Genomic DNA, 25657 nt, shown 5'->3' on the forward strand with positions numbered 1-25657 from the left:
GTACCAGATGTTTCGATTAGATGGGAAAGTAGCTGCTATAACTGGGGCAACAAGAGGGATTGGGAGACAAATGGCGATCGCATTAGCGGAAGCAGGGGCTACAGTAGCATTGCTTCAACGAAATGTGGAGGATCAATCTATTCAAAAGGAAATTGAGGCAATGGGCCAAAAGAGTATCATTGTTGCATGTGATTTAGAAGATCAAGAACAAGTAAAAGCAGCTATACCTACTGTTGTAAATGTACTTGGGCAAATAGATATTCTTGTCAATAATGCTGGTATTCAACGACGCTCACCATCTGTTTCATTTTCTGAAAGTGATTGGGATGATGTCATCAATGTGAATTTAAAATGTGTGTGGCTTTTATGTCAAGAAGCTGGTAAATATATGGTGCCTCAGGGAAAAGGGAAAATCATTAATATGGCATCTTTACTATCATTTCAGGGCGGCTTAACAGTACCGGCTTATGCGGCGGCAAAGGGTGGAGTTGCACAATTAACAAAAGCGTTATCAAATGAATGGGCAAAAGAAAATGTCAATGTCAATGCGATTGTACCAGGCTATATTGCAACAGATATGAATGAGGCGCTCCTGCAGGATGAAACCCGAAACCGGCAAATTCTCGAGCGGATACCTGCAGGACGCTGGGGGACTGCTGAAGATTTTATGGGAACGGTTGTCTTCTTAGCATCTGATGCATCAAATTATATCCATGGCCATTTATTAGCAGTTGATGGTGGCTGGTTAGGCAGATAAGATGACACCTGTTCAATCAATTGTATATAGATTTAGGAATAAGCATTCAATTGTTTGAACGTTATTCTGTTAGCACGTTTACTTATAACTTAGACCACTAACCATTATAGAAGGAAGTGGTCTTTTTAATAGTTTTGTTAGCTGTAAGAGTATATGTTTTTAATTTGTAAATTTAACATATACAGTTCATGTTGTCATGAAACCTCATCTATATGAGGAGATGGGGTTATTTTTTTTATTTATAAAAAGAAGATGATCCTGTCCAATACAGAATCATCTTCATCTATTGATTTCATTTTAAATGTCATTTTCTCATTCACTTTTGTCTTAAACTGTTAATTTCAGCAGAGCATCCTTTTGTTGAACAGTAGTGCTTTTTGAAGGTTTAACATCGAGATATTCTTCAGTATTTGTAATGACGATCGGTGTCGTTGTTTCGTATCCAGATGATTTGATCTTTTCTAAGTCGAATTCGATGAGTATGTCACCTTGTTTTACTCTATCTCCTTGCTTGACATGTGAGGTGAAATACTCACCTTTCAATTTCACGGTATCGAGGCCAATATAAATTAATATTTCAGCACCGTCATCAGAGGTCACCCCAATTGCGTGTCCTGTGGGGAATTGTGTGGTGATTACACCATCAACAGGTGAAACGACTTCACCAGTTTCAGGCTCAATGGCAATCCCTTTTCCGACTGTTTCAGTTGCAAAAAGTGGATCCTGAATGGTAGCTAATGATACTACATTTCCCCGTATTGGGCTTCCAATTGTCTCAGGTTTTACATTCACATAAATACGCTTGTAATTTTTATTTATTTTTACATTTGTGTTTTTACCTTCATATCCGAATAGGTATGTTAAAACAAATCCTAGGACAAATGAGATTCCGATACCGATCACAAATAACCCAATTGGTGCAAAGGCTGGAATTGATAACACACTTGGAAGCACAAAATCATTCATGACAACACCTAAGCTTCCATTAATGGCACCACCAACAGCCGATGCAATGATGACATATATCATTGTCCGTCTAAAGCGCAGAATAATTCCATAATTAATCGCTTCAGTTGTTCCAGCCAAAGCTCCGGGAACGATTCCACTTGCAGCAAGAGCTTTTAAATCTTTATCTTTTGTTTTCAAAAGAACGGCTATTCCGATCCCAACTTGTGCAAAAGGAGCTGCTGCAGCCATAGCAATGATTGGATCAGGGCCTGTCGCAAGGTTTGCGATCGCAAGGGGAATGACTGTCCAGTGCAATCCCATAATTGTTAAGAAAGTCCAGGAAGCACCTAAAACAGCCCCAGCTAAAAGTCCGCTTTTATCACTTAAGAAATTAATAATTGAACCAAGTCCTTCGCCAAGCAGTGTACCGATAGGACCAAAGATAAGCATTGTTAGCGGGACAAGTATTAGTAGCGAAATCATTGGGTTAATAAACATTTGAATGTCTTTATAAATGAACTTTTTCAGTAATTTATCTAATCCTGCATAAACAAATATTGCAATAAAGATAGGAAATACAGTAGAAGAATAGTCAGCTAATAAAACAGGAAATCCTAAAAAATCGATCGTTTTAACATCATTTTCTACAAGGTGTAAAATTTCAGGAGTTAGGATCGAAGCACCGATCACTCCTCCGACATATCCATTTGCACCAAGCTTAAGTGCAATTGATATTCCTAGAAATACCGGTAAGAAGTGGAAAATTGCATCCCCTGCAGCGGATAAAATGATATAAGTACCGCTTTCAGGTGACAGCCAACCTAATGTGGTTAAAACAGATAATAATGCTTTTAAGAGTCCCGCTCCGGCAAGAACACCAATAATAGGGGCGAAACTTCCTGAAATGACTCCTAAAACTTTAGACATCGCTGATTCTTTTTTTTCTTTATTCGGTTGAACTTGATTTTGTGTACTCATTGTTGTTCTCCTCTAACTTATTTTTCTTTTCTCGTTCAAATTGAAAGATCATTTTATCTTTTGCGTTCATTTTGCAATTTATAATTTTGATTGATATAAAGCTTTCTTATTTAGCTTTTTCACTCTTATCTAGCGCTTTCATTTTTTGCTGATATTCAATATAACCGAGAAACTAAAGCTGGGTAAGCACTGGTATGGTATTATTATAAATAACAGCCGTGAAACTCGTTAGGATTATCTTGACATTATCAGGATAAAAATCATTTTTTTAATATAGATCTGTTTCTTGGAGGAAGAGAGTATGGAACAATCTAAAATCATTTCTACAGCAATGAAAATCCATCATGTTACCAATTTAAATACATATGTATTAGATGGGAATGGAGAGTTTTTGTACCAGCATGAAATCATTTCGGTCCCAACATTTATGCCTGGTTCAGGGAATGAAGATATTTTGTATTTGTTTGAAAAAATGAAAGGTGAAGAAGAGAAGTTATATTCCTATATTAATCATTGGAATTTACACTATTTTGGATATACCTTCTTCGTTAAGAATGAAGGATTCACAATCATCATCGGTCCATATCTTGAAACACAACCTAATTTATATAGTTTATCAAGGGAATATCATCTCAGTAGCATCCAAAGTGAGAATTTAAAAGTTGTTTGCGATAAAATCTATGTCCTAACGGAAGAACAAGCTAGCAGTTTTGCAAGCTTTCTACAGCAGTTTAAATCAATGACCGAACAGGAGACGACGCCTCGAACCATCGTTTCTGATCAAAACAAACGTTCTATTTATATAAAGTCTGATAACATCACCTTGGATGAGGAAGCTGAACTTGTTAAAGTCCGGTATAAGACTGAAAAGGATTTTATGCATGCTGTTGAACAAGGTGATAAAATTGCAGCATTAAAACTGATTAATTCAAGCAATATGCTGTTCTATTTTTCGGAACGCTTTCCAAATCAGCCCCTTCGCAGTCAGAGAAATGTTGCCATCGTGCTCAATACACTTTTACGTATATCAGCAAGAAATAGCAATGTACCTGCTATTATCATCCATCGTATTTCTGAAAAATATGCTTATGAAATTGAAAATACTAATCAATTAGCAGAACTTCAACTCTTAAAAGATCGCATGATAGAGGAGTATTGTGATTTAGTACTTGAAAACTCATTAAGAAAGTATTCAACCATGACACAAAAAGTTATTGAACACTTACTAAGCTTCTATGATAAACAAATGAATAAAGATGAATTAGCGGAGCTCTTATCTACACACCCAAGCCATCTATCCCGAAAATTCAAAGAAGAAACAAAGATGACAATCACTGCTTATCAGCAAATGTTACGTATAAAAAAAGCCAAACATCTATTAAAAACTGAGAACTTATCGGTTGAGGAAATTGCGTGGATCATTGGGTATGATGACCCATCTTACTTTGCAAGAGTTTTTAAAAAAGAGACAGGCATGACACCAACACAATTTCGGGATGGCGATGAACAATAAGAAAAGCTGGCCTTTTGGAGAGGCCAGCTTTAGTATTAACCCTTATAACCGAAATTAGGTATGTTTGTCCAACGTTTACGGAATTCATGTGCAACTGATTTTGGTTTGCGGTCACGTGTGAATACACCTTTTTTATTTCCTTGAACACGCATGACACCTTGGCTTGTTCCAAAGTCTGCAAAGTTCCAAGCCTGTTCACCAATAAAGTTTTCAAATTCATCAAATACTTCATGGTTTGCATGATAATATTCAATTTGATATTCCTCTGTAAACATAACAGGATCGATATCATGGAAACCAGCTACCGTATCAGCCCCGTATTCTGTTATCATAATTGGCTTTCCTGGACAACGCTTATTCCACTCATTAAATTCTTTGCGTAGATGTACTTTAGCAGCTTCAAGATTACCGCCATCAAAATACCATCCATTGTAACGATTTAATGCGATGACATCACATAGCTCTGCTACTTGATCTGTTTCAGGTGTTGCCATTACAAATAAGACAATTGTAACTGGGCGTTTTTGCGGATCTAGTTCTTTTGTTAATTCAACAAGAGGTTTAAAGTATTCATATGCACCTTTTTCTTCTGTTGCTGCTTCATTTGCAACAGACCACATTACAACTGATGGATGATTTTTATCACGAGCAATCAGGTCTCGCAACACATCTTGATGATGCTCAAAGGTTTGTATTTTTTCCCATGTACTAACTCTTTCAGAACCTGCCCCTAAACCAGTCGTTGCCATAAAGTTTAAATGAACGCCAACAGCAGGAGTTTCATCAATGACTACTAATCCTTCACGGTCTGCTAGTCGCATTAATTCTTCAGAATATGGATAGTGTGCTGTACGGAAGGAGTTAGCACCAATCCATTTTAAAATATTGAAATCCATGATGTTTGCTGCTTCATTGAAGCCTCTTCCATTGATTGGCGTATCCTCATGTTTTCCAAATCCTTTGAAATAAAACGACTTGTTATTAATGAAAAATTTCCCATCAGTTACTTCGACTGTTCGAACGCCAAATGGCTCTTCATAGACATCAACGGTTTGTCCGCCGTTCATTGCCTCTACTTTAAGGTGATAAAGATAAGCATTTAATGGCTCCCAAAGGTTTACGTTTGGGATGTCAATAGTACCTGAAGTGCCTTCAATTGATGTGACAACTTTACCGTCTTCATCAACTACACTAACTTTTACAGTTTCAGCATTTCCTTGAACATCTATTTTATAGTCAACAGTTCCAGTCGTACCGTTAAAACCTGTTACAATCGTTACATCTTTCATATATGTTGATGGTGTTGTATAAATTTTTACGGGACGATGTAAGCCAGCATAGTTAAAGAAATCAAAATTAGGGTTGTTGCGAATCACTTTTCCTAATCCTTCTTCTTCTTTTTCAGTGTAAAGTCCAACTGGAAGGGTAGATTCGTCTAAAATATTATCAACAGCAACAGTCACTCTATTTTTACCTTTTTTTAAGTTGTTATTAATTTCAGCTTCAAATGGTAGAAATCCGCCTTTATGTTCGGTAACTAATTCACCGTTTACGTAAACTTTTGCTTTGTGTGTTGCAGAACCAAAACGTAATACAATTCGCTGGTCTTTTAAGTAAGCTGGTATGACAAATTCACGCTCATACCAAACATAGCCGATGTGATTTCTAATTTCTCTTGTCACACCAATATCATTATAAGATGAAGGGACAGCCATTGGCATGGTATCTGTTAGTTTTGACTCATACCATTTTTCTTCAAAGCCTTTGCCGCTATCTAATTTAAAATTCCAGATTCCATTTAAATCTATAACTCCACGAGTTTCTGTATGAATCGGATATAACATGGATAACACTCCTTTTGGATGTAAGTGGTTACACTTATTATTAACATAGATGTTTTTATCATAAAAGGATTATTGTTGCAAAATCAGGACTGGAATATTGCTTACACACAAAAAAAGACGTCCAATTCAATTGAACGTCTTTTCAACATATACACATATGGGGTGTTTTTCTTATGACGATTTATTGACCTCTTGATAAACCTCGTGCCTTTTCTCCTCTAATAATTGTTTTAATCTTGGCTTGTTTTGTTTAGATGTTAAAAGATAGAGAAAATCCCCAGAATGAATGATTGTGTTTCCCATTGGTGTGACCACTTGGTCTTTGCGAATGATTACATTAATAATGGCTCCTTCTGGAAAAGGAATGTCGAGTATTTTTTTCCCAACAAGTACTGAGTCTGAATTAATTTCAAATCCTACTATTTCCTTATTCGTTTTCCCAAGTGAAAGGAGTTCGAGTGCGTGAATTGGTGTGACCTTTTGCGGACCATTCAATTTAAGCTTCTCTGCTAAGTTTGTAACGGTTGCTCCTTGGATTAAGCAACTAACGAGGACAACGAAAAAGACGACATTAAAGATCAGCTGACTTCCTTCAATATGTGCGAGCATTGGGAAGGTTGCCAGAACAATCGGTACTGAGCCTTTTAATCCTGCCCAAGATAAAAAGATTTTCTCTTTATGAGTATAGTTCATTTTAATTGTTGAAAGATAGACTGCAATTGGTCTTGCGATGAAAATGAGAATGGCAGAGATTAACAGGCTTTTCCAACTAATATCCCAAGTAAAAAGTTCGGATGGAAAAACAAGTAGACCTAAGATAACAAACATGAGTATTTGCATTATCCATGCAAAACCTTCTGAAAAGCGAAAAATGGAATGTCTGTATACTATTTCGGCATTTCCAATGATGATTGCTAAGACATAAACGGCAAGTAGACCACTTCCGTGTAAAAATGCGGTCAATCCGTAAGTTAAAAGGGCAAAAGCAAGTGCAAAAATCGGATAAAGGCCGCTTGAATCAAGATTTATTGAATTCAGAGCTTTAATTGCTAGTTTTCCAGCAATAAAACCAACTACAAGGCCAAGACCCATTTCAATAAAAAATGAACCAATGAGTGAAAAAATATTTGCATCAGGCAAGGTAATCAATTCAATCATTGCTACTGTCAAAAAGACAGCCATCGGATCGTTTGAGCCTGATTCAGCTTCTAAAGTGGTACTTATTCTATCTTTAATATTCTGTCCTTTCAGTACTGCAAATACGGCTGCAGCATCAGTAGAGCCGACTATTGCTCCAAATAAAATGGCTTCGAGCCAGCCTAATTCAAGGATATATTTCGCTGCAACAGCTACAGTACCAGATGTTATTAAAACACCAATCGTTGCAAGGGAGAGGGAGGGCATAATAACAGGACGTAAAGAGGACCATTTTGTCTGCAATCCACCTTCGAATAAAATGATAACTAGGGCAAAAATGCCAACCATTTGTGCAAGTGCTGCATTATCAAAATAGACAATACCTAAAATATCACTACCCATAATCATTCCAACTAACATAAACAACACAAGTGATGGAACTCCAAGTCTAGCGGAAAATTTTGTTGAAACGACTCCCATAATAAATAAAATGGCTGCAAGTAGAATAAACGCGTCGGTATGCAATTCTTCAGCAAACATAATGAATCAACTCACTTTCTATAAATTCACGTCAAGCTTGATTTGGACAGAAGGCTCTTTTGTCACGCCTATATATTGTCTTGTTTCTGATGGGGTTATATGTTGTAGTCTTTTTTGAATGAGAGAAATCGCAATTCCCTTTTTATAAGCATGGTATCCAAATGTTTTACGGAGGGTATGTGTACCAATTGAACCGCTAATTCCAGCTTGTTTTGCCGCTTCATTAATAATGCGGTAGGCTTGCTGGCGAGTAATTGGCTCATTTGTTTTTCTGGATTTGAACAAATAATCATGTAACTGGAGTGATCCTTCTAACCTACAGGATTGTAATGATTCGCGGACATGTTTGTTTAAATAAACTGGTGGATCTGTGTGTACGGAGGATTTCATAAAATGATAGATTTCATCTGTTTCTTCACAGATAAAATCCTTTACATATAAATGCAACAAGTCATAAATGCGGATCCCTGTATTAATTCCTAGCATAAACAGACAATAATCCCTTGCAGAACGGTTTTTTAAATAGGATTTAATTGTTAATAGCTGTTGTTCATCTTTAATGGCTTCCACTGTTTTCATCGTAAAAACTCCTTATGAAATGTAACATAAATATATGTTAACATAGGATTATGTAACAATAAAATGATTTGCTAATAAAATTAACCTTTTTCTGAGATTCATCTAGCTATTTTAACCAATTAAACGACTTTTTACTTTTGGCTCTTTTCTAAGAGGAATATTACTTTTAAAACGAGGACTATTTAAAGTTAATTGGAGCAGAGGGACAGGTGAGCCCCACAGGGGGTTCCGCTCCAGATGCTCACCTCCCGCCCTGCGGAAAGCGAGCATCTCTCGCTGCAATCAGCCACACCGCACGACTTGGTAAAAGCAACAAAGCTTGCGAAAACAGCCTTACTTTTAAAGAAGAAAGAATAGAAGGTCATAAAAATCATAAAAAAGATGAATAAATGAACAAATGCCAATCAATGAGAGATTGGCGTTTACGCTTATTTATGATCGCTGCTTGCTAGTGGGATAGTTCGTAGCTATTGATTAAGTTGATGGATTTCGCGGGCTATCGATTCTAGAATATATACAACAGGTACTTGTGTCGTAATGTTTGCTTCTTCATAAAATTCCTCCGTTACATAATAGGGAATGTTTAGATCAGAAATTTTGGCAATGGTTGAGAGTTTATTATTTGTTATGCTAATGATTTTACTTCCCTCTTGTTTGAGCTGATTAAGATGTGTAACGGTAAAATGATTTTCTCCTGAGACTGATAAAGCAATTGTTATGCTATTATTCCGGAGTTTAGAATGAATTGGAAAGTGAGGGTCTTTAATATACAATGAAAATTTACCTAAGCTTGAGAAATATCTCGCACCATATTCAGCAAGGATCCCTGAGCTTCCAATCCCAATAAAAATCACATGATCTGCTTTCGTAATGAAATGTGCAGCATGTTTAATTTTTTCTTCTATATCACCTTTTAACGTCCGTTCAAAAAACTCTACTACCGAATGTTGAGAGCTTTTAATTATCGTCTTTTTATTTTCTTCCACATGCATTTTAAGCTTTACTTTAAATTCAGAAAAACCCTCACAATTAAGTTTTCTACAAAAACGTAAGATAGAGGCTGTTGATATATGGGTTTCATTTGCTAGTTCGCGAATACGCATATAAGCGACCTTATCACTGTATTGAATGATATAGTTGTATAGTGAAGTTTCTAATTCATTGAAAGAAGCGATGATTTCATTTGAAAACATGTATGTAAGAATCTCCTTCTGTCATAGATAAAGTATCTTTCTCCCTGAAAAACTATAACCGTATTTTACCACAACTCCCCAATAAGATACACAGTGTTACATTTATGTAACAAGTAACTTTGCATGTAAAGAAGTACTAGATTCGCTTAACTAGTTTACTATCCTACTGAATATCGTTATGATTCCGTTGTAATCTATTTCCGTTTAATTATAAAGAAGAGTTATATATTGACATAAAAAACAAATAGTAAAGATATTGAAAACATATTGGGGGTATTTAAATGAAAACATATCAATTCCCTGAAGGATTCTTATGGGGTGGAGCTACAGCAGCAAATCAAATAGAAGGTGGCTTTCATGAAGGGAATAAAGGCTTAAATATTGCCGATGTTCTTCCAGGGGGAAAAGAAAGACTCAGCATTTTACAATCCCCAGGTTTTAATTTCGAAATCGATCCAGAGAAAGATTATCCAAACCATGAAGCAATTGACTTTTATCATCGATATAAAGAGGATATTGCATTATTTGCAGAAATGGGTTTCAAGGTATTCCGTATGTCTATTGCTTGGACAAGAATTTTCCCAAATGGAAATGAGTTAGAAGCAAATGAAGAGGGCTTGGCCTTTTATGACCGTGTGTTTGATGAGTTGCACAAAAATGGAATCGAGCCTGTTGTAACCATTTCACATTATGAAATGCCGTTAAATCTCGTGAAGGAATATGGTGGCTGGAGAAATCGCAAAGTGGTTACCTTCTTTGAAAGATATGTGAATGCAATCTTTCATCGTTATAAAAACAAAGTAAAGTATTGGATGACATTTAATGAAATTAATAGTGGATTTATTATGCCGATTCAGGGTCTTGGGTTTGCGATTCAAACAGAAGAAGACAAGTACAAACCAACCTTCCAGGCCTTCCATCATCAATTTGTTGCTAGTGCAATTGCAGTAAAAGCATGTCATGACATCATTCCTGGTGCTCAAATTGGTTGTATGATCTTATATGCACCCGTTTACTCGTATGATTCCAATCCGGAAAATGTGATGTATGCTCTTCAAGAAGAACGTATGTTTAACTATTTTTGTGCAGATGTTCAGGTGAGAGGCGAATACCCAGCATTTATTAAGTGCTATTTCGATGAACTTAAAATCGAATTAGACATTCAAGAGGGTGACCTGGAATTAATTAAAGAGGGCACTGTTGATTATGTTGGATTTAGTTATTATATGTCGAGAACAGAGAAAAAAGAAAAGACTGATATAGAAAATTCTGAAGGAAATCTGATCGGCGGTGTGAAAAACCCTTTCTTAAAAGCAAGTGATTGGGGCTGGGAAATTGACCCAGAAGGATTACGTATTAGTTTAAACCAATTATTTGACCGCTACCAAGTACCGCTATTTGTTGTAGAAAATGGATTAGGGGCCTATGACAAAGTCGAAGAGGATGGTTCAATTAATGATGACTATCGAATTGATTTTCTTCGTAATCATATAAAAGCAATTGGTGAAGCAATTGAAGATGGTGTTGAATTAATGGGCTATACAAGCTGGGGCTGCATTGATTTGGTAAGTGCCTCATCAGGAGAGTTCTCTAAGCGTTATGGTTTCATTTATGTTGACAAACATGATGACGGAAGTGGGACATTAGCAAGGAAAAAGAAAAAGTCCTTCTTCTGGTATAAAGACGTCATTGCAACAAATGGAGAGAGATTATAAAAAGAAAAAAGCTGTATGTAGTAAATACTACATACAGCTTTTTAAATACGATAAAACGTTTTCTTTTCTATTAACCTAAATACCTACACCAAGTGAAAATAAAATTACCGCAAGAACTACTGTTATGATTGGAACAATTACCGTCATAGCACCAAATGCAGGGTATGCATCTTTATGTGTTTCACCACAAATCGATCTGATTGTTGTGACAGCATATCCTCCATGTGGTAATGAATCCAATGTACCGGAGGAAATTGATACAGTTCGATGAAGAGCTTCTGCATTTACTCCCATATCTAAATAGTGTGGTGCGAGAATAGGTAGGGCAATTGATTGGCCGCCAGATGAAGAGCCTGTTAATCCGGCAATAACCATAACGGCTAAAGCCCCGCCGATTAAAGGATATCCTGGTATGCTGGTCATAAAATTAACGGCTGTTTCAAAGGCAGGTGTTATTTTAGCAACTCCTCCAAAACCAACTACAGCAGCAGTATTCCCAATTGCAATTAATGCCCCAATTGTTCCCTCACCAACTGCATCCCAAAAGTTTCTAAAATATTTTCTGTTCAATAGCCATGTAGCAATAATACCACCGACAAGAGCAAGAATTAATGCTGATTGAGCTAATGATTCGTGGAAAATGAAGGCAATAATTAGAACAACTAATAAAGGGAATACACTTAATAATGGATGTGGTAAATTTGTTCGGATCTCCGTATTATCGGTTTCACGTTCAACAAACTGTTCACCTTTCTTTACGGCTTTTCGGATTATTTTCATGAGCCACCAATATCCGAATATAAGCATAAAGACTGATGTAATTAAACTAACTTCCCATCCTGCATACGGGCTTGTATTTAAATAAGGAATTGGAATCCAGTTTTGAATTTCCGGTGAACCAGCAGAAGTCATTGTAAATGTGGTAGAACCAAATGCTAAAGCAGCCGGAATAAATCGTCTTGGTAAATTTGCTTCTTTAAATAAACTAACTGCCATTGGATATACGGCAAACGCTACGACAAATAGACTAACACCGCCATATGTTAACACGGCACAAGCGAGAACGATGGCAAGTACAGCGTTTTTCATTCCGATTTTCGTAACAATCCAGTGTGATACACTTTCTGCTGCACCACTATCTTCCATCACTTTTCCGAAAATAGCACCTGCTAAAAACATGAGGTACCAAGAAGTAATAAATCCTGAAAAGCCACCCATATAACCAGTAATAAAGTCTACCTCTCCTTTAGCTGCGAACTGCGGGAAAATAGGTACTCCATTCAGCACTGCGACAAACAGTGCTGAAAGTGGAGCAACAATTAGTAGATTCATTCCTCTCATAACGAGAATGGTTAACAAAATTAGGCCGCCAATTAACCCTAACATACTTATCATATATGCCACCTACTTTTTTAGTAAATAAAAGGAAGAAGTTCTTTATTCTTTATTTCCGTATTTGCGAACACGTAGTAATGCTTGTTCAGCATGACCAGCGAAGTTTTCTAACTGACAAAGTCTTGCAGCATATTCACCGATATAAGCACTTTGCTCTTTTGATGTCACTTTTTGATAAGTAACTGTTTTTAGGAATTTACCAACCCAAAGACCGCCAGTATATCTTGCTGCACCTTTTGTAGGCAAAGTATGATTTGTCCCGATTACTTTATCTCCATAAGCAACATTTGTTTCAGGTCCTAAGAATAAACATCCATAGTTTGTCATGTTTTCTAAGAAGAAATCAGGGTTTTTTGTAAGGATTTCAACATGCTCAAATGCTAATTTATCAGCTTCTATTAAAGCTTCTTGTTCGTCATCAACTAAAATAATTTGTCCATAATCTTCCCATGAAACTCTTGCTATATCTGCTGTAGGCAGTATTTCTAGTTGTCTTTCAATCTCTTTAACTGTTTCCTCAGCAATTTCTCTAGACGTTGTAATTAATGCACCTGGTGAAGTTGGACCATGCTCCCCTTGGCCGAGTAGGTCTGTAGCGATCATATCAGGATCACTTGTTTCATCAGCAACAACTAATGTTTCAGTTGGTCCTGCAAATAAGTCAATACCAACGCGACCGTATAATTGGCGTTTTGCTTCAGCAACAAATGCATTACCAGGTCCAACAATCATATCGACAGGAGCAATGGTTTCTGTACCAACTGCCATCCCAGCCATTGCTTGAATTCCACCTAAAATGTAAATTTCGTCTGCACCAGCTTTGTGCATGGCATAAACGGTTGCAGCTGGAATTTCTCCATTAATTGGAGGTGTACAAGCAATAACTCTTTTAACGCCAGCAACTTTTGCAGTTAATACACTCATATGTGCTGAAGCAACCATTGGATAACGACCGCCAGGAATGTAACAGCCTACACTGCTTACTGGGATATTTTTGTGGCCAAGTATAACACCGGGCATTGTTTCTACTTCAATATCTAACATTGACTTTCTTTGTTCTTCTGCAAATCTTCTAATATTGTTTTGGGCAAATTCAATATCTTCAACCGTTTGTTCTGGAATAGTAGAGCAAATTTCTTCAATTTGTTCTGTAGTTAAGCGAAAGCTATCAGGACTCCAATTATCAAACTTCTCCGATAATTCTCTAATTGCTTTATCACCTTGGTTTTCAATTTTCTTGATTGTGGAACTAACAATTTCCGCAACCTTTGCATCATCTTTTTGAATGTCTTCCGCAACTTTACCTTGTTTTAAATAAATCGCCATGTGTAAATCTCTCCCTTTTAAAATTTGCATACGTATGCAAAAAAGTTAAATAGAAATGGTAGACAAGAAAGGGAATCTAGGTTTCTAGGCCTTTTGCTTTCTTGTTACCATATTGCATACGTATGCAAAAGTGAAATTGTAATCGCTTAAATAGTATAGTAAATGAAGCGGTTACATTTGTCAAACGAAAATTTTCACACTATATTGTCGTCCTTCGGTGGATAAACTGACCTTTTAAATGAATGACTTGATGATTGTCGTTCGGAGAATCTAATAGTTTAATTGTTTCATCAACCATCTGTTCAATTGGCTGAACCCATGTAGATAATCCATAATTAGGCCAAGAAGACATCTTTATATCATCAAATCCAATGACGATCGTTTCGTCAGGGACACAAATCTTTTTTTCCTTTAGTGCATCTAACGCTCCCAATGCTGTTATATCATTTGCTCCAAAAATAGCTTCAGGTCTATGTCCAGTTTCAATTAGATTTTTTGTAAGATGGAAGGATTTTTCGTATGTGTAATCTCCTTCTACGATCGTTACTTCGATGCCTTTGCTAGTTAAAAAATCTGTAAATCCTTTTTGTCTGTCCTGGTTTGTAGAAGTATTGATTTTTCCAGTAATATAAACGATATCTTTATACCCTTTTTCATAAATATATTTAGCAATCTCCCTAGCTGCATTCATATTGTCACAGCTGACAGAATTACACATTAAATTTTTATCATCACGGTTAAATAATGTGACAGGAATATTGTTGTTTTGGAGTTTTGCAACCACTTTAGAAGAGAGAAGGGCATCGGTTACAATAATACCTTCAACATTATATTCTAAGAAATGATTAATCTCTTCCTGTTGAATCTCTTCATTTTCTGTATATACAAATAAGACAGAATATCCTTTTGCGCGCAGTTTTTTTGTGAATACCCCTAAAACTTCATGATAGAAAGGATTCTGTATATCCTTCATAGCCAGGCCAACCATATTAGTTTTTTTCGTAATCAGTCCTCTTGCCAGTGCATTTGGTTGATAATTTAGTTCTTCAGCTACTTTTAATACTTTCTGTCTCGTTTTTTCTGAAACACTAGCTCCAGGTGTGAAAACACGTGATACTGTTGACTGGGACACGTTCGCTAGTTTAGCCACTTCGATTGCCGACGTCACTTTCTTTTCCATATGATTTACCCCTAATCTAAAGATGGTGTTGTTTGTAATATAGTTGAAAATATTGGTTTTTTCAAGAGGAGAATGGACTGAACAAGTAGGAGAAATATTGTATCTAGCATTCCTCTATTCTAGTAGCTTTCCCTTATTGTTTTGATTGTGAGTATAGTGAAACGATTCGTCTAAAAAAAGAGCATCTAGTGAAAAAAGATGCTCACAATAGATTGCTACCCTTGTGCCTCTAACTCACTTTTTTTACGTTCAATTTTTTTAAAGGCAAGAGAGGCTGATGACGAGATAATAAGTGTTAAAATACTTCCGCTAAACACTGGTAAAAGACCAGGAAAGTAACTAACAGCAAAATAAACAGCGATGATCCCAGCGATCATATATATGGTTGGTAACGGATTCATTATCATGATGAGAAAAGCGTTTTTAAAGATTTGCACCGTCTTTAAATCGTAATGAACATAAATAGGAAACATGTATAATACGGTCAAATAAAACAAGCAACTTAAAAAGACTAAAGGCAAGTACAATTGTTGAAGGAAGGTATTACTTGTTGCCTTTAAAAAATGAAAGTCCATATAAAAGATAAGGCCAATAATAATCAAGATTAATCCTAGAAGATTACTTTTCAGAAATTCTTGTTTGTACACTTTCCAAAATGTTTTAAAAACAGGAACATCCTCATCTTTCCCCGATAATCGTATGACGGCAAACATAGCAACTGTTGCTGGAAAAAAACCAAATATAACTAAACCCATGATTGAAAAAACAATCCATAGAATGTTTACATAAGCTAACCTCATCGTCCAATTTGTTAACTTGTAGATGAAACTCATCATCCCATTCGTTTCCATCTGTCTCCCTCCTAAACTGATACGATTGTCTTCATTATACTATTAATCACATTTTTTTGAGCAAATTACCATACGAAAACTAAAAATTCTGAAAATGGTAAAGATATTCCCGATAAAGTAAAAATAATTCATTGTTGTAATAGGAATGAAGATTTTATAATAAGGCTAGCATCTTACAAATAAAAAAGAGGGGGGATTAAATTGAAGAACGAAGTGGGGCTGCAAGTCGAAGAGAACATTAAACTTTCTTCTGCAAAAGAAAGAAAAGTTCGCTTCAAGGGATGGCAGGATACACTAGCAGGTTATATTTTTGTTGCACCGATGTTAATAGGAGTTACTGTATTAACAATTTTTCCAATCCTTGCTTCTATCTTTTTAAGTTTTACAGACTGGAACTTTATTACTGGATTAAAAGGATTTAATTTTATTGGACTAGATAATTTTAAGAACTTATTTAAAGATTCGATATTTTTGAAATCGCTTACAAATAACATTATCGTGCTTTTAGTTGTTCCAATTGGTTTATTCATATCGTTGATTTTAGCAGTTATTATAAACAAAAATGTTTATTTCAAAGATTTTTTTAAGGTGATCTACTTTATGCCTTATATTTCAAGTGTTGTCGCTGTAGCGATTGTATTTCAAGTATTATTTCACCCAACATTGGGGCCGATTAATCAACTATTAATGTCGATGGGTATCGAAGATCCTCCAAAATGGATTGCTGATACAAGCTTTGCACTTCCATCTGTCATGATTATCTTAATTTGGACTCATATTGGCTTTCAATTAATTATTTATCTGGCAGGGCTGCAAAATATTCCGAAAGAGCTTTATGAAGCTGCTGAGATGGATGGGGCTACATCTTGGTATATGTTTAGAAAGATTACAGTTCCTCTCGTATCACCTACTACATTTTTATTATTGGTAACAGGGTTAATTTCGTCCTTTAAAGTTTTTGATTTGATTCTTGTACTGACGAATGGCGGTCCAGCACATTCAACAACATTACCAGTCGTTTACCTTTATCAACAAGCATTTGTCGAATTAAAAACAGGATATGCGTCAACAATCGCATTAGTGCTGTTTGTCTTAATTCTATTGATTACAGTGTTGCAATGGTTTGGCCAGAAGAAATGGGTCAACTACTAAGGGAAAAGGGGGGGAGGAAAGTGGAACAATTTTTTAAAAAGGTCGATATAAGCAAATTAATGACTACAATCATCATGGCAGTACTTGGGCTCATATTTTTACTCCCATTTATTTGGATGTTATCGGCATCATTCAAACTTGAGAAGGATGTTTTAACCTTTCCGATTGAATGGATCCCGACATCATGGAATGCAGTCGAGAATTATTCAAAGGTTTGGTTTGGAGATAAATCATTTCTCTTATATTATTGGAATTCCTTTAAAGTAACGATTTTAACGACGTTAACATCCGTTATTGTCTCAAGTTTGGCTGCCTATGCATTTGCAAAGGTGAAATTTAAAGGGAGAGAATTCATTTTCTTAATTGTACTTGCGACGTATATGATTCCACCGCAATCAATCTTAGTGCCGCAGTTCTTATTATATAAATCTATGGGGCTATTCGACTCACATTTAGGTTTGATTCTATTAAATAGTTTTAGTGTTTTCGGTACATTTATGCTCCGGCAATTTTTCTTAAGTATTAATGATGAAATCATAGAATCAGCGCGGATAGATGGAGCAGGACATTTTAGGGTATTTTTCCATATTGCACTTCCATTAGTCCAACCGGCAATCGCAACATACGCTATTTTACGTTTTATTTGGACATGGAATGACTATCAATATCCACTTATCTTTCTGCGATCTGAATCACTCTTTACATTGCAATTAGGAATCGCTCAGTTCGCAGATGCACATGGGACAATCTATTCGTTAATGATGACAGGAGCCGTATCAGCGATTATTCCATTGCTTATCGTCTTTATTATCGGGCAGAAACAAGTCATTGAAGGGATATCGTTAGGAGGTGTTAAAGGATAAAAATAGTAGTGAAAATCGTTTATCTATTTCACATTGATCAAGGGGGAGAAATGATGAATCTCAAAAGATTAGGGGTATTGTTTTGTGCATTGATCTTGGTTTTTGCGATTGTCGGTTGTTCAAATGGGGAAAAATCAAGTGGTGAGGGTGGAAAATCAGAGGATGGTGTTGTTACCTTAAAGTTTCATCACTGGTATAATGATGAAGCTGGAAATTGGGATAAAGTGATTGCTGAGTTTGAAAAAACACATCCGAAGATTAAGGTTGAATCTGTCCCATTAGTTGAAAATCTTAACCATGATGAGTATCTAAAAAAATTAGACTTACTTGCATCATCTGGTGAACAACTTGATGTGCTGATGTTTTCCAATCATGCAGACTTTGCTAAACGAGTTAGCGCTGGTTTAGTAGCACCACTAGATAGTTTTATCGAAAAAGAAGGCTTGAATGTGGAAGAAGAATATAATAGCCCACCAAGTAAAATAGACGGTTCTTATTATGGACTACCTGCTAAATTAGTAACGAATTTAGTTTTATTAAATAAAGATCATCTTGATGCAGCTGGATTACCAGTTCCAACTGATTGGACTTGGGATGACTATCAAGAATATGCGAAAAAGCTAACAAAGGGTGAAGGTGCTTCTAAACAATATGGATCTTACTTCCATACATGGTCAGATTTTTATCTCGTTCTTAAGTTGTTAGGTAAAGAAGATAAAACACACATCATTAATGAAGATGGTACATCAAATATGGATGATCCGCTTGTGGAAGATTCACTGAAATTACGTTATACGATGGAGCAAGAGGATGGTTCATCAGTACCGATGGCAGAAACTCTTTCTCAAAAGCTTGATTATCGCCAACAATTTTTCTCTCAATCAGCTAGTATGGTTCCTGTTGGCAGCTGGATGGTAACCGAATGGGGCGAATTCACACCTGAATTTACAATGGCATGGGCTCCATACCCGAAGAATAACAAAAGTGACAAACCTCACACCATTATGCAAGGGGACGTTATCAATATTGCCGAAAATTCTGAGCATAAAGCAGAAGCTTATGAATTTATTAGATGGTTTACAACAGAAGGGTTAATGATTCAACAAAAGAGTATTCCTGCTTGGAAAAATGCTGATGTAGAACAAGTGGTCAATGACTTAGTTGCCAGCACGAGAAAACCGGATGCTGTTGATAAAGAGTCACTAATCTATACGCTTGAAAATGCAATACCTGCAAAACGAGGAATTCCGAAAGGATTTATTACAGAAGTATATGATGCTTATAATGCAGAGGCAGAGTTGTATTTATTAGGTGAACAAGATTTAGACACAACGATATCAAATGCGAAAAAGAAAGTGGAAGAAATTGTTGATGCAAATAAAGAGTAGTTTTTCGTTAAAGTAAATAGTATGATAAAAAGTAGAGAGGACATGATCCTCTCTACTTTTCAATTTGAAGAAAAGGGGAAAATAAAAATGAAAGGGCTTACACTAAAGTTTGCCACTCTTTCTTTGAGACAACGATTAATCATTTCTGCGATTCTATGTGTTCTCCTTCCTTCGCTTATTACCTTTTTGGTATCAAACTATTTTACAAAAGATGTTCTGCAGGAACGTGCTGTAAAGCAATCGGAAGACACGTTACGATTGCTAGATTTAAATATTACTAGTTACTTAGATAATTTGATGTATGTTTCAAATTATATTCAATTTAATAACGAAATTACTTCAATTTTAAAAGAAAATCAATATCATTATACAAAAGATGGCCCTGTCAGCAAACTTAGCGCACTTCAGTATGTTAAAATTTCAAGGAATTTAGAAGATATGACAGATTTATTATCGCCATCTTATATCACCATTTTAATGAAAAATGGCTTCTCTTATACAAATTATCCTGGTTATGAGTATGATCCTAATAATTTTTACAAACAAGAATGGTTTGATAACATAAAGGATTTAAATTTTTATGAAACATATTGGCTTGGTGCACATCCAACTTACATCGAATCACAAAAAAAGAAGAATCCTTACTTAATCACAATCGCAAGAGCAATCGAAATATCAGGAAAAACATATGCATACACCATTATTAGCATAAATGAAAAAGAAATTAGTAACATTTTTGAGCAATTTGCTTCGAATGATGAACAAACCCTAATGTTAATTAACTCTGAAGGAACGATTATATCCAATCAAAACGAACAAGAAATTCAAAAGAAATTTAGCTATATAAAGCAGATTCAAAATAATCAGGAGAATTATAGTATTGTTGATTATAAGAATAAAGAGTATCTGCTTGTAAGTCGCTCGTTATCAAATGCCGATTGGAAGCTAGTAAGCTTAGTTCCTTACAAAAAAACGGTTGGTAATATCAATACGATTACACGGACGACCCTACTATTACAAGGAGTTTTGTTCTTTATATTCCTTATTATCCTTATTTATTTAGTAAATGAGCTAACAAAGCCTGTTTCTAGGCTAAGTCATGTAACAAAAGAAGTGGAAAATGGCAATTTGCAGATTCGATCAGGTATTAAAGGAAATGGAGATATCGCGTTATTGGGTAACTCCTTTGATAAAATGCTAGATAAAATAGAAGAAATGATCGAACAAATAAAAATAGAAGAAAATGGAAAACGTAAAGCGGAGCTGGAAATGCTTCAGGCCCAAATTAATCCACATTTTTTGTTTAATGTTTTAAATTCAATTCGGTTAAAAATCATCATGAATGGTGATAAGGATAGTGCAAAGCTGATTCAATCCCTTTCCTCCCTTTTACGAATGACGATCAACCGTAACAATGAATTTATTCCATTATATGAAGAAATTGAAGTCGTTGACCATTATGTGAGGTTAATGAACTTTAGACACAAGGGATATATTGAAATCATAAATGATTTAGCATCAAATACGATATTAGAAGAAATACCAAGGTTTTTTCTGCAGCCATTAATTGAAAATGCCATCATTCATGGGTTTGACCAAAAAGGGGGAACAATCATTATTTCATCCTGGATTGAAGATGATGTATTGATTATTCGTTTAAATGATAATGGAAAAGGCATGGATGTGGAGCGTTTACAGCTGCTTAAACAAAAGTACATGAATAAGACCTTTAACCATCAATTGGAAAATAAGGCTTCGCTAACAGGGATAGGAATTAATAATGTTTATCAACGCTTAATGATGATTTATGGAGAAACCTTCCGTATGGAAATAGATAGTCAACGATCTAAAGGGACCGAAATTAAGTTTTATATTCCAAGAAAATAGGGAGTGTAAAGGATGTATAAAATCATTTTGGTAGATGATGATTATCTAGTCTTAGAATTTTTAACACATATGATCCCGTGGGCAGAATTAGGTTTTTCTGTTGTTGGATCATATCAAAATGGTACGCAGGCTTTAGAACATATTAAAACGGAAATGCCGGATGTCATCATAACAGACATTGGCATGCCAAAAATGAATGGAATCGAATTAATTCGTCATATAAAAGAATGGAACTCAACGATCTATTCAATCATCTTGTCCTGCCACGATGACTTTCATTTTGCCCAACAAGCATTGAAGCTGGAAACGTTCGATTATATTTTAAAAGAATCAATGGAAGCAACGATGATCGAGGATTTATTATCGAGATTAAAAGAAAAACTTGATCAAGAAAAAACAACCAATATGAAAAAAAACCAAATGGAATATCTTATAAAAGAAAATCTCTTAGTTTTAAAAAGAAGGTTTTTACATGCAATGATAGATGATAAACAAGAGAATAAATTGTGGTGGGAACAACAACGGCATGAATTAGGATTAGCTTCAATCAATCAATGCACCCCTTTGCTTTGTTTTATTGATCGTTATGTGGAAATGAAAGAAGCATTTGTTTCAGATGAATTACTAAAGTTTAGCATTGATAATCTTGTAAATGAGATCCTAAATCAAACAGGAAATGGTATTAGCATCTTTTATAAGGATTCCATGTTTTTTATTTTTTTTCCCCATGGTCAAAGGCTGGAAATGGAGATGATCATACAAAAAGCTTTAAGAGTGATTTATAACAAGTTACAAGAATATCTAAACATAAGTATTTCAACGATTATTGGAGAAAATTGCACATCAATAGAACAACTCGTTCAGAGATTAAAAGGAATGATAACGACTTCTAGTCAAAGGTTTTATATGAGATTTGGATATTTCGGTCTTGTCGAACAGGAAGATTTTACTGCTGAAAACATCTTTTCGTGCTATACAGACGCAATGCAAGAGTTAAAATCACTTATCATCCAAGAGGATGTAGAAGAATTAGAAAAATCGCTTCGAAAATGGGTCTCTTTTATAGAAGAAAAACGGTATCATCCTGAATCAGTCAGAGAGTGGATGATGAAAATATTTTTGGATATTAAGCTGAAGTTTAATTCTATGCAAAATTTTGAATCTACCTATTCAGTATCGGTTTCAGATCATTTTATTACAAATGTTGAAACGATTTATCAGCTCGAGGAAGAACTAGTTTCTATTTTTAAGAGATTTATTCGAAGTATGATTGAAATTAATGAATTACCAAAGAGGAATGAAATTCTAAAAGCTCAAAAGTATGTATTAATGAACTTAAATAAAAAGATTACCTTAAGTGATGTAGCCGAGCATCTTCATTTAAATCCAAGTTATTTTAGCAGGCTTTACAAAAAGAATACAAACGAAAATTTTATTGATTATGTTACGAAATCCAAGATGGAGAGAGCCAAAGAATTAATTGACCAATCAAATGAATCAATTGAAAAGATATCAGAAATGTTAGGATTTGATTGCAAAAGTTATTTTATAAAAACATTTAAAAAATATTATGGTGTAACACCGAAAGACTATAAACAGAGGATTGGCTAGAAATTGATGTTGTGGTACGAAGTTTTCGTCTTGGGGAAATAAAAAGTCACTAACCACAGGCAGCAGAAACCTGTGGTTAAGGTAAAAGGAAGCAGTGATATAACCGATTCCTAAAAAGTTTTGGTTTTTGATCGACTCATTTACGTTCTTCCTGCTTTTTCCTTTTCGGTAGATGCATAATCTGGCAATGCCTGATCTTTTAATGACTTTACGACTTGTGGCTTTTTATTTGCTGTTCCTTGTGAATTAGATTGTGTGAAATTTTGGATTTTGTTTTTTACCTTTTCGAAGTTCTCAGATGTAGAAAACGATTTAAATTGATTCTTAACTTTTGAGCGTGATTCTTTGTTCCGTAACATGTAGGCTGCACCACCGACTGCTAATGTTCCAAGTATCGTATTTCGTTTCATAGTAGTTGTCCTCCTTTAACGGTTTAGTTTTTTATACCCTTCATACTTTATAAATAAACGACAATAAATTAAAATTCTTTCAAATAGGGAAGAATTGAATGAAGTAGTTTTGTGCGATTTTCTAGATCATTCCTGTCATTCAGATTGGTAATATAGAATGCTCAGATTGAAAGGTGAATAATAAAAGCAGGAGATCCTCTATCCTAATGAGAATGTATAAAAACAGATTACATATTTTCTAAATTAAGTTTATTTCGATAGAGCCAAGGAGGATTATGATGAGAAAAACAATGCCATTACAAAAAAGAGAAATTACAAATAGCCGCTTAGTACTAGGGTGTATGGGATTTGGTGGAAGCTGGGATCAAAATCCGGTTACAAAAGACGATATTCTTGTAGCTGAAAAAGCAGTTGACGCTGCATTATCTGCAGGAATTAATATGTTTGATCATGCTGATATTTATAAAATGGGAAAAGCGGAATCTATTTTTGGAGGAATACTGAAGGATCGTCCTGATTTACGAGAAAAGATTGTGATTCAATCCAAATGCGGAATCCGTTTTCCTGAAGGTGATGCACCACACCGTTTTGATTTTTCTAAAAATCATATCGTGAACTCTGTTGATGGCATCTTAAAAAGACTGCAGATCGATTATTTAGATATATTATTATTGCATCGACCTGATCCTCTTATTGAGCCAGAAGAAGTTGCTGAGGCATTTGAATTATTAAAAGCCTCAGGGAAAGTCCGGAATTTTGGGGTATCAAATATGAATGCCGCGCAAATAAAATTGCTTAGTGCCTATTGTTCGGAGCCTATTATTGTCAATCAGCTAGAAATGAGTTTAAAACGAATTGACTGGGTGGAACATGGGATATTAGTCAATCAAAAAGCCGGAACAGAGATCAACTTTGGAGATGGAATCATTGAGCATTGTCGATTAGAGGATATACAAATTCAAGCTTGGGCATCATTAGCATACGGAATCTATTCAGGACGTGAGCTGGATGACATAACAGAAGCGGATTTACATACAAAGAAATTGGTTCAAAAAATGGCAGCTGAGAAGGATACATCAACAGAGGCAATCGTCCTTGGCTGGTTGATGAGACATCCTGCACTCATTCAGCCAATTATCGGTACAACAAATCCGGAACGTATCAATAATTGCCAAGATGCAGTTAAACAGTCTGAATTGATGACCCGTGAAGAATGGTATTCATTATACACGGCATCACGTGGGAAAAAGATGCCTTAATCCTGTCAATGAAATAGTATGAAACTTGAGCTTGGGATAGTTATCCAAGCTCTTTGTTTTTTAAAACATTCCTTTTCGTTCTCTAAATAAATGTATGTTTGAAGGTAATCTCTTCGTTAGTCAGCAGAACTTATCCAATTGGAAACATGGATTTAATGGGGCGGCCATAAAATATCTCGACAATTATGTAAAATGATCATAGAACGTTGCTTATTTCCAATTAATGAAACGTATTGTTTATTTTGAACGTATCACCTATAGATCACTAACACTTAACAAAATGATAAATTTTTAAAAAAGAGGGATGAAACAATTGGTGTTACATTATCAAGAATACGGTGATAAAAGTTCTTCTTTGATGCTATTTTTTACATGGTGGCGGAGTGAGCGGTTGGATGTGGGATAAACAAATTCAAAACTTCACTCATTATCATTGCATTGTTCCAGACTTGCCTGAACATGGGCTGAACAATTATGATGACATTCGTTTTTCTATAAAAAGTAGTGCAGAAGAATTGTTGAAATTAATCGAAGAAAAAGCAAAGAAAGTAATCGTCATTGGGTTTTCGTTAGGATCTCAAGTCATTATTCAAATGGTAAGTATGAAACCAGATTTAATTGATGTTGCCATAATAAATAGTGCTTTGGTCAGACCGATTTCATATGCTAAAAAATTGATTCAGTCTTCTATTAGATTATCATTTCCAATCATTAAAAATAGGCGGTTTTCTAAACTGCAAGCAAAAACATTATATATAGGTGATGACTACTTTGAAAAATATTATGAAGAAAGTTGTCAAATAAAACCTGACACACTTGTTAGAGTATTAGAAGAAAACATGTCGTTTGAAATACCTAATGATTTTAAAAAAGCAAGTGGAAAGATGTTGGTTACGGTTGGTGAAAGAGAAAAAGCTATTATGAAAAAATCTGCAATAGATATTGTAGAATCTAATTCAAATTGTATAGGAGTGATGATTCCTAATATTGGACATGGAGTTCCTTTGGCCAACCCAAATTTCTTTAATCATTTGGTCGAAACATGGATACATGAAGGGAATTTACCAAAAGAATGTAAAGTGATCCGTTGATATTTGTTGGTGTTTTGCAGAACAAAACCAAAGGTTCTCA

19 protein-coding genes and 1 pseudogene are annotated in these 25657 nt (G+C 35.3%); 10 read left to right on the forward strand and 10 right to left on the reverse strand.

The window, feature by feature from the left end; all coding sequences use genetic code 11:
• The first annotated feature begins 7 nt into the window (after nt 1-7).
• On the forward strand, nt 8-757 hold the full coding sequence (locus GMB29_RS06515) for a glucose 1-dehydrogenase (protein ID WP_136355461.1): 750 nt from the start codon (nt 8-10) through the stop codon (nt 755-757).
• Between the two features lie 327 nt (nt 758-1084).
• Here the strand turns inward: GMB29_RS06515 and GMB29_RS06520 are convergent, their stop codons facing one another.
• Nucleotides 1085-2683, reverse strand: a complete 1599-nt coding sequence (locus tag GMB29_RS06520; RefSeq protein WP_136355463.1) for a glucose PTS transporter subunit IIA — start codon at nt 2681-2683, stop codon at nt 1085-1087.
• Between the two features lie 301 nt (nt 2684-2984).
• Here GMB29_RS06520 and GMB29_RS06525 point away from each other — a divergent pair, with 301 nt between their 5' ends.
• Nucleotides 2985-4196, forward strand: a complete 1212-nt coding sequence (locus GMB29_RS06525) for a helix-turn-helix domain-containing protein (protein WP_136355465.1) — start codon at nt 2985-2987, stop codon at nt 4194-4196.
• 35 nt (nt 4197-4231) lie between these two features.
• On the opposite strand, the gene uidA is transcribed toward GMB29_RS06525, so the two are convergent.
• The 4 genes from uidA to GMB29_RS06545 form a co-directional block, all read right to left on the reverse strand.
• A complete protein-coding gene (gene uidA, locus GMB29_RS06530) occupies nt 4232-6040 on the reverse strand; it encodes a beta-glucuronidase (RefSeq protein WP_136355467.1) in 1809 nt (602 codons plus the stop codon).
• A 171-nt stretch (nt 6041-6211) separates the two neighbouring features.
• Nucleotides 6212-7717: a potassium/proton antiporter gene (locus GMB29_RS06535; RefSeq protein ID WP_136355468.1), complete on the reverse strand. Its 1506-nt coding sequence runs from the start codon at nt 7715-7717 to the stop codon at nt 6212-6214.
• Nucleotides 7718-7735: 18 nt separating this feature from the next.
• On the reverse strand, nt 7736-8296 hold the full coding sequence (locus GMB29_RS06540) for a tyrosine-type recombinase/integrase (protein ID WP_136355470.1): 561 nt from the start codon (nt 8294-8296) through the stop codon (nt 7736-7738).
• Between the two features lie 467 nt (nt 8297-8763).
• Nucleotides 8764-9489, reverse strand: a complete 726-nt coding sequence (locus GMB29_RS06545; protein ID WP_136355472.1) for a MurR/RpiR family transcriptional regulator — start codon at nt 9487-9489, stop codon at nt 8764-8766.
• A 281-nt stretch (nt 9490-9770) separates the two neighbouring features.
• Here GMB29_RS06545 and GMB29_RS06550 point away from each other — a divergent pair, with 281 nt between their 5' ends.
• On the forward strand, nt 9771-11204 hold the full coding sequence (locus GMB29_RS06550) for a glycoside hydrolase family 1 protein (protein WP_136355474.1): 1434 nt from the start codon (nt 9771-9773) through the stop codon (nt 11202-11204).
• 75 nt (nt 11205-11279) lie between these two features.
• On the opposite strand, the gene GMB29_RS06555 is transcribed toward GMB29_RS06550, so the two are convergent.
• The 4 genes from GMB29_RS06555 to GMB29_RS06570 form a co-directional block, all read right to left on the reverse strand.
• On the reverse strand, nt 11280-12599 hold the full coding sequence (locus tag GMB29_RS06555; RefSeq protein WP_136355476.1) for a GntP family permease: 1320 nt from the start codon (nt 12597-12599) through the stop codon (nt 11280-11282).
• Between the two features lie 42 nt (nt 12600-12641).
• On the reverse strand, nt 12642-13925 hold the full coding sequence (gene hisD, locus GMB29_RS06560) for a histidinol dehydrogenase (protein WP_136355478.1): 1284 nt from the start codon (nt 13923-13925) through the stop codon (nt 12642-12644).
• 199 nt (nt 13926-14124) lie between these two features.
• Complete coding sequence (locus GMB29_RS06565) at nt 14125-15105, reverse strand: LacI family DNA-binding transcriptional regulator (RefSeq protein ID WP_136355480.1); 981 nt, start codon at nt 15103-15105, stop codon at nt 14125-14127.
• 215 nt (nt 15106-15320) lie between these two features.
• A complete protein-coding gene (locus GMB29_RS06570) occupies nt 15321-15956 on the reverse strand; it encodes a YesL family protein (protein ID WP_136355482.1) in 636 nt (211 codons plus the stop codon).
• 201 nt (nt 15957-16157) lie between these two features.
• Between GMB29_RS06570 and GMB29_RS06575 the strand changes: the two genes are divergently transcribed.
• From GMB29_RS06575 to GMB29_RS06595, 5 genes are all read left to right on the forward strand, one after another.
• Complete coding sequence (locus GMB29_RS06575) at nt 16158-17108, forward strand: carbohydrate ABC transporter permease (RefSeq protein ID WP_406600316.1); 951 nt, start codon at nt 16158-16160, stop codon at nt 17106-17108.
• A 59-nt stretch (nt 17109-17167) separates the two neighbouring features.
• Nucleotides 17168-17971, forward strand: a complete 804-nt coding sequence (locus GMB29_RS06580) for a carbohydrate ABC transporter permease (protein ID WP_406600338.1) — start codon at nt 17168-17170, stop codon at nt 17969-17971.
• Between the two features lie 53 nt (nt 17972-18024).
• Nucleotides 18025-19359 (forward strand): ABC transporter substrate-binding protein, encoded by a 1335-nt coding sequence (locus tag GMB29_RS06585; protein WP_168733891.1) that lies wholly within the window; start codon nt 18025-18027, stop codon nt 19357-19359.
• 87 nt (nt 19360-19446) lie between these two features.
• Nucleotides 19447-21246 (forward strand): sensor histidine kinase, encoded by a 1800-nt coding sequence (locus GMB29_RS06590; protein WP_196305230.1) that lies wholly within the window; start codon nt 19447-19449, stop codon nt 21244-21246.
• Nucleotides 21247-21258: 12 nt separating this feature from the next.
• Nucleotides 21259-22857 carry a response regulator transcription factor gene (locus tag GMB29_RS06595; RefSeq protein WP_136355487.1) on the forward strand — a complete coding sequence of 533 codons (1599 nt, stop codon included), beginning with the start codon at nt 21259-21261 and terminating at the stop codon, nt 22855-22857.
• A gap of 140 nt (nt 22858-22997) precedes the next feature.
• Here GMB29_RS06595 and GMB29_RS06600 read toward each other — a convergent pair whose 3' ends face one another.
• Nucleotides 22998-23267, reverse strand: coding sequence for a hypothetical protein (locus GMB29_RS06600; RefSeq protein WP_136355489.1), 270 nt, complete (start codon nt 23265-23267; stop codon nt 22998-23000).
• A gap of 278 nt (nt 23268-23545) precedes the next feature.
• Here GMB29_RS06600 and GMB29_RS06605 point away from each other — a divergent pair, with 278 nt between their 5' ends.
• Nucleotides 23546-24526, forward strand: a complete 981-nt coding sequence (locus GMB29_RS06605) for an aldo/keto reductase (RefSeq protein ID WP_136355491.1) — start codon at nt 23546-23548, stop codon at nt 24524-24526.
• Between the two features lie 313 nt (nt 24527-24839).
• Nucleotides 24840-25617, forward strand: a pseudogene (locus GMB29_RS06610) (alpha/beta fold hydrolase).
• Nucleotides 25618-25657 lie beyond the last annotated feature (40 nt).

It is taken from the genome of Metabacillus sediminilitoris (genome assembly GCF_009720625.1).
GTDB lineage: Bacteria > Bacillota > Bacilli > Bacillales > Bacillaceae > Metabacillus > Metabacillus sediminilitoris.